The 9,824-nt window shown below is 64.1% G+C and carries 9 protein-coding genes and 1 pseudogene; 1 reads left to right on the top strand and 9 read right to left on the bottom strand.

Annotation, left to right across the window (positions count from 1 at the left end; all coding sequences use genetic code 11):
- From A2J01_RS12320 to A2J01_RS12290, 7 genes and pseudogenes are all read right to left on the bottom strand, one after another.
- Positions 1 to 726: pseudogene (locus A2J01_RS12320) on the bottom strand (alpha/beta hydrolase); the annotation flags it as partial.
- Between the two features lie 55 nt (positions 727 to 781).
- Positions 782 to 1,771: a hypothetical protein gene (locus tag A2J01_RS12315; protein WP_231915774.1), complete on the bottom strand. Its 990-nt coding sequence runs from the start codon at positions 1,769 to 1,771 to the stop codon at positions 782 to 784.
- Positions 1,772 to 1,781: 10 nt separating this feature from the next.
- A complete protein-coding gene (hflX, locus tag A2J01_RS12310; protein WP_003942213.1) occupies positions 1,782 to 3,257 on the bottom strand; it encodes a GTPase HflX in 1,476 nt (491 codons plus the stop codon).
- Between the two features lie 75 nt (positions 3,258 to 3,332).
- Entirely contained in the window at positions 3,333 to 4,202 is an 870-nt protein-coding gene (gene dapF / locus A2J01_RS12305) for a diaminopimelate epimerase (RefSeq protein WP_064112800.1), read from the bottom strand.
- 32 nt (positions 4,203 to 4,234) lie between these two features.
- Complete coding sequence (locus A2J01_RS12300) at positions 4,235 to 4,906, bottom strand: class F sortase (protein WP_042450667.1); 672 nt, start codon at positions 4,904 to 4,906, stop codon at positions 4,235 to 4,237.
- A gap of 84 nt (positions 4,907 to 4,990) precedes the next feature.
- The gene (gene miaA / locus A2J01_RS12295; protein WP_042450669.1) at positions 4,991 to 5,926 is read right to left on the bottom strand and encodes a tRNA (adenosine(37)-N6)-dimethylallyltransferase MiaA; all 936 of its coding nucleotides are present in this window, start codon (positions 5,924 to 5,926) and stop codon (positions 4,991 to 4,993) included.
- Positions 5,914 to 6,675 carry a class III extradiol dioxygenase subunit B-like domain-containing protein gene (locus tag A2J01_RS12290; RefSeq protein WP_064112799.1) on the bottom strand — a complete coding sequence of 254 codons (762 nt, stop codon included), beginning with the start codon at positions 6,673 to 6,675 and terminating at the stop codon, positions 5,914 to 5,916. The genes miaA and A2J01_RS12290 overlap by 13 nt, the downstream gene beginning before the upstream one ends.
- Positions 6,676 to 6,814: 139 nt before the next feature.
- Here A2J01_RS12290 and A2J01_RS12285 point away from each other — a divergent pair, with 139 nt between their 5' ends.
- Positions 6,815 to 8,200 carry a DUF349 domain-containing protein gene (locus A2J01_RS12285; RefSeq protein ID WP_003942193.1) on the top strand — a complete coding sequence of 462 codons (1,386 nt, stop codon included), beginning with the start codon at positions 6,815 to 6,817 and terminating at the stop codon, positions 8,198 to 8,200.
- A 94-nt stretch (positions 8,201 to 8,294) separates the two neighbouring features.
- Here the strand turns inward: A2J01_RS12285 and A2J01_RS12280 are convergent, their stop codons facing one another.
- Together A2J01_RS12280 and A2J01_RS12275 are read right to left on the bottom strand one after the other, a co-directional pair.
- Positions 8,295 to 8,885 carry an Rv2732c family membrane protein gene (locus A2J01_RS12280; protein WP_003942155.1) on the bottom strand — a complete coding sequence of 197 codons (591 nt, stop codon included), beginning with the start codon at positions 8,883 to 8,885 and terminating at the stop codon, positions 8,295 to 8,297.
- On the bottom strand, positions 8,882 to 9,824 hold a 943-nt coding region (locus A2J01_RS12275), incomplete at its 5' end, for a MiaB/RimO family radical SAM methylthiotransferase (protein WP_156519254.1). The genes A2J01_RS12275 and A2J01_RS12280, both read right to left, overlap by 4 nt.

Raw genomic sequence — 9,824 nt, 5'->3', positions numbered from 1 at the left:
GGTGGTCGCGAGCCGGCCACTGTCCAGCCAGTCGCTGGGGCTGCCGGGCTCACCCGCCACCAACACCAGTACGGGCAACTCGGCACGCGGATCGGCAAGATAGGCCGGCGGGAGATACAGCGTCGCAGGCCTCGCGTCGAATCCCGAAACGTTTCCTGGAATCGCCGCTTCCGCCACGACACCGTTGCTCGGCATCCGCACCGGAACCTGCCAATGAGTTTCGGTGGGCAGTCCCCGTTGAACCCAAGGTTCGGCCCCGGGGAGCGAATCGAAGGCAACGTTCTCGACCGAGCCCACCGGCCAGTGCCCGACCAGTGAGCCGAGTGTGGGATAGGTGCCGGTCTGCGCGTTGACCTGACCCACTGCGACGATCGCGGCCAGCCCGGCGAATGCCGTCACCGAAAGGCCACGCGCAAGCCCTGGGCGCCGAAGGAGAACGAGTGCGGCGCCGATGACTCCGAACATCGCCAGCGCTATCCAGACAAAATTCGACACCGGTAGCTGCGCGGGCAGCGGCCGAAAGCTGAGCCACACGAACGTCGCACCGGTGGCTGATCCGAGCACTGACAGACCTAGCGCGACCAACGCGGCCCGACGCGGCAACCACCGAAGCAGAAGCAACGTGCCGACGCCGACGATGACGGAACCCACGAGCAGCGCTGCGGTGATGTGTCCGTGCTCGAGTGACATACGCGAGAGCCGCGTCAGGAGTTGATGCCCGTGCATTCGTTCCAGTATCCACATCTACCGTCGGTCTGCGAATTCGTGGAATTATCGGGAATCAGCGGCGTCGTCGAAATCTCACGAATGCCGCGCCCCCGATCGCACATCCTGCCGCGACCAACCCGGCCCACACGAATGTCCACGGATCGACCCCGACACCGACCGAACCGGCAGACGAGTCAGCCGTCGCTTCTGTCGCGTCCACGAGCGCTCGCATCACGTACACCGGAGGCAACGCTCCGCCGGCAGATTCCGAACCGATCAGAACATCGCCCGCATCGTTGAATGCCACCGCCTCACCCTGAGGCTCCTTCGGGAGCGGGATCCGCAGCGGTTCGGTACCGGTGAGCGTCGCGCCGATTCCGCCGTCCACGACTTCGTACAGGTACAGGTCGGAGTAACTCCGAAGTGCGATCGCCGAACCGTCCGACGACACCGCTCCCCCGGTGAACATCACCGACACGGGCTTCTCCGGTCCGAGGGACACGGCTCCGACGCGCTCGAGCGGCGTCGGGCCGGGCTGCGCCAAGTCACTCAGTTTCTGATCCCCGACCGGTGTGTAGACACTGCTTTCGCCGAACAATTCCTTGGTCACGACAAAAACGTGGCCGTCGGGGTCGAGCAGTATCGACTCGGTGTCGTGCGCACCGTCCGGGTACGTGAGGCGGTGCAACGTACCGTCACCGGAATCGAGGTCCATCGTGATGAACGCCACTGTTTCGCGGGTCCGGAGGTTGTCACCGGTGTCCGACAGAACGAGCGTTCGCCCACTCACCGCAAGATCTTCGACGTCGTAAGGATCTATCGGGACCGGAATCTGTTTCTGGACAACACAGTTCAGGTCCATTTCGAATACGAAGTCGTCACTGCCGCCGTCGCCCATCGCGTAGATCCGATCGTCGACGACGACCATCCCCGACAACTCCTGGAGCGCAGGATCGGTAGGCGTACAGAGTGGGGCGAACTCGCTCGGTTCGAACGACGACGCCTGTGCGAGCGCTCCGGGAAGCAGTGCGGTTGCCGTAGTCGCAGCAATCACCGCGACCACGGCCCCGAAACTACGCACTAGGTGCGTACTCGACCAATGCCGAGGCCAACATCTGCGGCACACGTGCGTGCACCCGCGTTCCCGCCTCTTCGTGAGTCGATTCCAAAATCGTTCCGTCCGAGTGGATTCGAGCCATCAAGTCACCGCGCGTGTACGGCACCAGCACGTCGACCTCGACCTCCGGCCGAACCAGCACCTCGCTGAGATGTGCTCTTAGTTCGGCGATTCCCTCACCCGTCCGCGCCGAGACGAACACGGCACCAGGCAACAGACCACGTAGTTGCGTCAACGTAACCGGATCTGCCGCGTCGATCTTGTTGACCACGATCAACTCCGGCGGAGCCTTCGAATCCGTCTCGCGCAGAACATCGGTGACGACTTCCCGCACAGCCTTGATCTGTTCTGTCGGCAACGGATCCGAACCGTCGACCACGTGCAGAAGCAGATCCGCGTCGGTCACTTCCTCGAGAGTCGAGCGGAATGCCTCGACCAACTGAGTCGGAAGGTGTCGCACGAAGCCGACCGTGTCGGTGAGTACGTACTCGCGGCCGTCGTCGAGTGCTGCGCGGCGAGTGGTCGGGTCCAAGGTGGCGAACAACGCGTTCTCCACGAGCACACCCGATCCGGTGAGCGAATTGAGCAGACTCGATTTGCCCGCGTTGGTGTATCCGACGATGGCGATCGACGGGATGTCGCTCTGCAGTCGACGTGTGCGCTTGGTGTCGCGAGCGGCCTTCATGCCCTTGATCTCGCGGCGTAGTTTTGCCATGCGCTCACGAATACGACGGCGGTCCGTCTCGATTTTCGTTTCACCGGGACCACGCAGACCCACACCGCCGTTACTGCCGGCACGGCCACCGGCCTGGCGCGACATCGACTCGCCCCAACCACGCAGACGCGGGAGCATGTACTCCATCTGAGCAAAAGCGACCTGCGCCTTACCCTCACGCGAAGTGGCGTGCTGAGCAAAGATGTCGAGAATGAGGGCCGTCCGGTCGATGACCTTGACCTTGACGATCTTCTCCAGCGCCGTGAGCTGCGCCGGCGTCAGCTCACCGTCGCAGACGACGGTGTCGGCGCCGGTCGCCAGGACTACTTCGCGCAGTTCCTGCGCCTTGCCGGAACCGATGTAGGTGGCAGCGTCGGGTTTGTCGCGACGCTGAACCAGTCCTTCGAGGACCTCGGAGCCGGCCGTCTCGGCAAGTGCGGCCAACTCGGTCATGCTCGCCTCGGCCTGCTCGGCAGTTCCCTGCGTCCAGACGCCGACCAGGACAACTCTTTCGAGTCGAAGCTGGCGGTACTCGACTTCGGTGACGTCCTCGAGCTCGGTCGACAGACCGGCCACGCGGCGCAGGGCGCCGCGATCTGCGAGTTGCATCTCACCGGTCGACGGGTTGCCCGATGCGGACGCTGCCGTGTATTCGGCTTGCGCGTACTCGGACTGCTCGTGAGCGGTGGACTCTTCGTTTTCATGTGTGTTCGTCATACAAGATCCATGGTCCCACGAAACCTGGGCACGGTGCATCCGTATTTCCTGCAGGCGTATTTCCCGCGGGCGATATCACACAAGCGATTGCCACCACGCGTCGCTGATCGTTCCGCTCGCCACCAGAACCGAGGGCCCCCGCAACGACCCTTTGCCGCCTTCGACGGTGACCTGTACCTCGCCGCCGAGCACGCGCACCAGTACCGAGCCTTCATCGCGGCCGTCGTACCTCAGCGCCGCGGCCGCAGCTGCGACCGTTCCGGTTCCGCAGGAACGAGTCTCGCCCACACCGCGCTCGTGAACGCGCATGTGAACCCCACCGTCGTGGATCGGAGTCACGATCTCGATATTGACGCCGTGCGGGAAGAACCCGGGATCGAAGCCCGGCGAAACACTCAAATCGAGCGAACTCAACACTTCTGGCGTCACGTGCTCGTCGACACACGCCAAATGCGGATTACCGACGTCGATCCCGACGCCGGCGAAGACGCGGCCGTCGATTGTTGCCGAGCTGGTGCCGAGGTCCTTGATCGGGCCCATCGCCACGGTCACGTCACCATGTGTGGCGTCGTAGCCGTGCACCACGACCGGACGTGCTCCGGCGCGGCTGCCGACCACGAACTCGTCCTTGCTCTCCAAGCCCGAGGCCTTGAGATAGTGGGCGAATACGCGAACGCCGTTTCCGCACATCTCGGCGATGGAGCCGTCGCTGTTGCGGTAGTCCATGAACCAGTCTTCGGCAGCGACGCCGTCGGGCAGCGCACCGAGCACGCCCGCGTCCGCAAGTGCGCCTGCCCGGGCGACACGAAGGATGCCGTCGGCGCCGAGGCCACGCTGACGATCACACAACGCTGAAACTCGCGCCGGCTCGAGATCGATCCGAACGTCGAGGTCAGGGAGAACGACGAAGTCGTTCTGCGTGCCGTGGCCCTTACTGAAATCCATGGTCGCCATCCTATCCGGACCTACCGAGCGACTTACGCAGGTGACGCGGTGACCACCACGTTCTGTTCGTAGGTGAAGCCGGACGGCAACGAGGGATCCGGCACCGTCGCGCCCCCGCAGGTCACCAGGACAAGCCTGGGCGCACCGGATTCGGAGAAGAACTCCGCAGGCAAAGCCACCTTTTCGTACAACTTCAGGCTCGCTGCGTGATAGGTGAACATCGTTCCGGTGTCGTCACTGACATAGATCGGTGTTCCGGGCTTCATCTGGTGCAGCGCCCACAAGGCGCCGTGCGTGCGGTCACCGTCGTCGACGTGGCCGGCAACAAGATTGGTACCCTCCGAAGATCCGAACTGCACGCCGTTGGTGAAATGCGAAACCTTGTCAGGATGCGGAAGGATCATTCCGCGGTTGGCGCCGAACCCACTGGTCACGATGTCGGCTCGCACATCCAGATCGGGAATCGCGAGCGTGTTCGGCGGCAGATCCGTTGGCGCAGGCGCCCAACTCGCCCCTGGATCGGTTGGGGCTCCCACGTCGAAGGGCGCTTCGGGAACAGGTGCGCTGATGGGCTTCCCGGCCGCACTCACCGCAAAGTAGATCAGTACCCCGCCGACCGTGAGAAATGTGACGAGCAGAAGAACCAGCGGTAGCCGACCCGCGCGTCGACGTTTCGGATGCGCGTGCGCCGCGGTCTGCGCCATGTTCGTTGTCCTCCAGTCCGTCGATCGCGAAACCGATCGATCGCGAAATAGCTAACTGTAAGATAGCTGATCCGCTCGATCGTGTTACAGACCGCGATCTGCGAGCGCCGCGAAAGCGGAGTTGGGCAGCTCCGGATCGGCACCGTCGAGCCAGTGCACGCGTGCGTCACGACGGAACCATGATCGTTGGCGGCGAACGTAGCGCCGCGTCCCGATGAACGTCCGTTCGAGTGCTTCGGCCAGATCGTATTCACCGTCGAAATGTGCGAGCACCTGTGCGTAGCCGATGGCTCGCGGCGCTGTGACGCCATCACGCAATCCTTGCTCGACGAGCACGGCAACTTCGTCGACAAGTCCGTCTGAAAACATCAGCTCTGTTCGCAACCGAATCCGGGCGTCGAGTTCTTCCGTATCCCGATCTACGCCGAGAATGCGAGTTCCCCATCGAGGGTCACCGATCTGCGGCGCCGAGGCCGCGAACGGCAGACCTGTTAGCTCGACGACCTCGAGCGCCCGAACCATCCGCCGGCCGTCCGTCGGCAGTATCGACGCCGCCGCTACCGGATCAGCAGCAACAAGCGCCGTATGCACCGCACCGACCCCACCGTCGGCCAGCACTGCCTCCCACTTCGCACGAACTTCGGGATCCGTTGCCGGAAAGGACCATTCGTCGAGTAGAGACTGGACGTACATCATGGATCCGCCGACGATCACCGGAACCTTGCCCGCCACGATCAGATTCTCGGCGATCGCGATCGCGTCGCTTTGATAACGCGCGACGGTGGCGGTCTCCTTCACGTCGAGAACGTCGAGCAGGTGATGCGGAATCCCGCGACGCTCGGCCGGCGTCAGTTTGGCGGTCCCGATATCCATGCCGCGATAGAGCTGCATCGCGTCGATGTTGATGATTTCACCGCCGAATTCCTCGGCCAGTGCCAGCGCGAGATCGGACTTTCCCGACGCTGTCGGACCGACAACTGCGATCGGGCGAAGTTCTTCAGGGACGTTCACGGCCGCCACGTCCCGACGTGGTAACCGACGCCGAACGGCGCATCGCTGTAGTCGACCGTCGCGCGAGGATGGGCCGACCGAGACGAGCCCGTAAAGGCACCGGCCAGGACCTGCCACGCCGCGCGCCCCTGGGCTCCGACACTGCGGCAGAGCCGCGGATCGAGAGCAAGCAGCGCCTCCGGGTCACCGGCCGTCAGGGCGTCGTCGATGGCCGACTGCACACCCGCGGCGCGCTCGTCGAAGCTTCCTGGCGCCTTTGCCGTCAGCGTGGACGCACCGTCAGCAACGATCAGAAGCCCTTGCGGTCGGTTGTCGCTGTCGAGTTGCTTGCGCAGCTGCTGCCCGAATTCACGACATTCATTCGCCGACGCCTTTGCACTGACGACGTGCATGTCGACGGTTATCTCCACGTCTGTTCGGCCACGCAACCAGCCGGCAACAAGGGCGCACAGTTCGAGAGATGGCACCGGTTCGCCTGCCGCATCCGCGTCCAGTGACGTCCGGACATCGGCGCCGAATCCAGCGAACGTACCGATCTGCCCACGTCCGACGCCCGATCGCCAGAGTTCGCCTGCTGCTTTCTCGGGTTCTGCATTCTCTAGGCCGACACCGACGCCCACCCAGTGCACCGCCTCGTGAGCGAGCCGGCTCACGGCGGTTGTCGCTGCAGCACGCACCTGAGCGGACTCGGCCGAATCACCGGACAATTCCGGCACGAGTAACGGCGCCGAGGGGACGAGAACAGCGGAAGTCAACACAGTTGCCACGCTAGTCGACCCCGAGGTGGCGACCTCACACCCTCTTACCTGATTCAATAGTCGGAGAACGTGAGTACCGGGTTCAATGGAACCAGGAATGCGATCAGGCAGCCGTGACGCGCGGCAGAGACGAGGACCGATGACCGAGAACAGTGAACCCACCACCGGCGCCGACAGCAGTTCGGCCAGCCCGAGCCCGGCAGCACCCAAACCCGGCGCTCCCAAACCTGGTGGACCACGCCCCGGTGCGCCCCGCCCCGGAGCACCTCGCCCCGGACCAGCAGCCTCGCATGCCGTCACCGCCGCACCGGCCAGCGACCCGAGCAAGTTCGGACGCGTCGAGGAAGACGGAACCGCCTGGGTGAAGACCGCTGACGGTGAACGTCAGATCGGTTCGTGGCAGGCCGGCGACGCCACCGAGGGCCTCGCCCATTTCGGTCGTCGCTACGACGACCTCGCGACCGAGGTCTCGCTACTCGAGGCGCGACTGACGTCGGGCGCCGGAGACGCCAAGAAGACCAAGGCTGCCGCCATCGCTCTGTCCGAATCCCTCTCGACCGCTGCAGTGATCGGTGACCTCGACGCTTTGGCTCGCCGACTCGACGTGATCGTTGCCGGTTCCGACGAGGCCGCAGCGCACGCGAAGGAAGAGAAGGAACAGTCGCGCGCGGCAAGCACCGCCCGCAAGGAGGCCCTCGCAGTCGAGGCCGAGCAGATCGGCTCGGAGTCGACCCAGTGGAAGACCGCGGGTGATCGACTGCGCGAGATTCTCGACGAGTGGAAGACGATTCGCGGAATCGACCGCAAGGTCGACGACGCGCTGTGGAAGCGGTACTCCAAGGCTCGCGAGTCCTTCAACCGACGACGTGGAGCGCACTTCGCCGAACTCGACCGGGATCGTGCGAGCGCCCGTTCGACGAAGGAAGAACTGGTCGAGCGCGCCGAGAAGCTGTCGACCTCCACTGAATGGGGACAGACCGCCGGGGAATTCCGCGATCTGCTCAGCGAGTGGAAGGCTGCCGGCCGCGCACCGCGCGAGGCCGACGACAACCTGTGGAAGCGCTTCAAGGGCGCTCAGGACGTGTTCTTCGCCGCGCGCAACGCTGCTGCATCCGAGCGCGACGCCGAATTCGAGCAGAACGCAGTCGCGAAGGAAGAGCTGCTCGCTGCGAACGCGAACATCGACCCGGCGCACGGACTCGAGAATGCTCGTGCAGCGCTTCGCGACCTGCAGGAGAAGTGGGACGCGATCGGCAAGGTGCCGCGCGACCGAATGCAGGAACTCGAAGCGAAGCTCCGGGCCATCGAAACCAAGGTGCGCGACGCGGTCGACGCCGAGTGGCGTCGCACCGATCCGGAAGCACTTGCCCGGGTCGCGCAGTTCAAGGAGCGGGTGAGCCAGTTCGAGGAGCAGGCCGCCAAGGCTCAGGCTGCCGGCAAGACGAAGGACGCCGAGAAGGCTCTCGCTCAGGCCAAGCAGTGGCGTGAGTGGGCCGAAGCTGCCGAAAGCGCCGTCAACGAGTAATCGACGACGAGCTGTAAAGACAACAAAAACGCCGGCTGACTCCGAAAGGAGTCAGCCGGCGTTGTCTTGTGCTTTGGACGGACTGCCTGCTGTGTCAGCCGACGTTCCATTCCTGATGCTTCTCGGCTTCGGCCGCAGCAATCCGGCGTTGCTCCTCGGCAGCGAGCTGAATGTTGGTTCGTGTCCAGACCACCTTGAGCCAATGGAAGGTCAAGAACACGACGGCAAACCATCCGATGATCAGCCCGATCGACGGTCCTGCCACATTGAAACCGGCGGGAATGGTCTGACGCGACCAGACGGCCATCATGCCGAGAGCGCTCGCCACGGCACTGCCGGCGAGTGCGACCCAGGCCAGACTCCAACGCCGCGTGACCAGCGCGAGCATCGAGAATCCGATGCCGAAGATGACGACGAACCACACGAACAAGCGTGAGAACAGTGCAATCCGTTCGGTTTCCGCGTCCTGGTTGTACGCGAGCACATCCCAGCCGTTCGCAACTCCCGCATGGGGCAGGGCAAGGGTGCCGACCAGCACGAGCACCGCAACCGCGACAACCATGGCGCGCACACCCGGATCGATTTCTCCCGCGACCTTGCGTTCCGCGTCGTCGAGATCCTTGCGGTAGCCCTCGAAGGCGTCGTCGCCCGGCTGTGGTGTCGTGTTCTCGTGTTGCGAGGTCATGCGTTGCATCCCATCTGGACGGGTTGTGGGGCCGGGGCACCGATCTTCGGTAGTCCGAGACCTACGCCGATGGGCGGGGTCTTGGGTGTGATGCCCTTTTCGAACGAATCACCGGCGCGGGTCCGACGGTGCGTGAGCACTCCGTCATCTGCCACGAGGTGATGAGGGGCTCCGTGGGTGACGACGACCGTCACCACGTCACCGGGTCGGATTGTGCCGTCGAGGTTTCCCTCGGGGCGGAAATGCACCAGGCGGCCGTCTCGCGCGCGACCACTGAGACGTTGAGTCGCCGCGTTCTTCCGACCCTCCCCCGCTGCCACCAAGAGTTCGACCTCGGTGCCGACGAGCTTGCGATTTTCCTCGATGTTCACTTCTTCCTGAACGGCGAGCAATCGCATGTAGCGTTCCTGGACAACCTCTTTGGGAAGCTGATCGGCCATCTCCGCCGCCGGCGTGCCCGGGCGCTTGGAGTACTGGAAGGTGTAGGCGTTGGAGAATCGCGCCTTACGCACGACGTCCAGCGTCTCCTCGAAATCCTCCTCCGTCTCCCCCGGGAACCCGACGATGATGTCCGTGGTGATGGCGGCGTGCGGCATGGCGGCGCGCACCTTCTCGATGATCCCGAGGTACTTCGACTTGCGGTACGAGCGCTTCATCGCTTTGAGAACCTTGTCCGAACCGGACTGCAACGGCATGTGCAGCTGCGGGCAGACGTTGGGAGTGGTTGCCATCGCTTCGATGACGTCGTCGGTGAATTCTGCCGGGTGCGGCGATGTGAACCTCACCCGTTCGAGGCCGTCGATGTGTCCACATGCCTTCAAGAGGGAGGCGAAGGCTCCGCGATCGCGCGGTTGCTCCGGATCGGCGAACGACACGCCGTAGGCATTGACGTTCTGTCCGAGCAGGGTTACTTCCGAGACACCCTCGTCGACGAGTGCC

The sequence above is a fragment of the Rhodococcus sp. EPR-134 genome, assembly GCF_001647205.1.
Lineage (GTDB): Bacteria > Actinomycetota > Actinomycetes > Mycobacteriales > Mycobacteriaceae > Rhodococcus_F > Rhodococcus_F qingshengii.
Note: the sequence above shows the minus strand (reverse complement) of the source record. Positions and strands in the feature narration are given on the sequence as shown.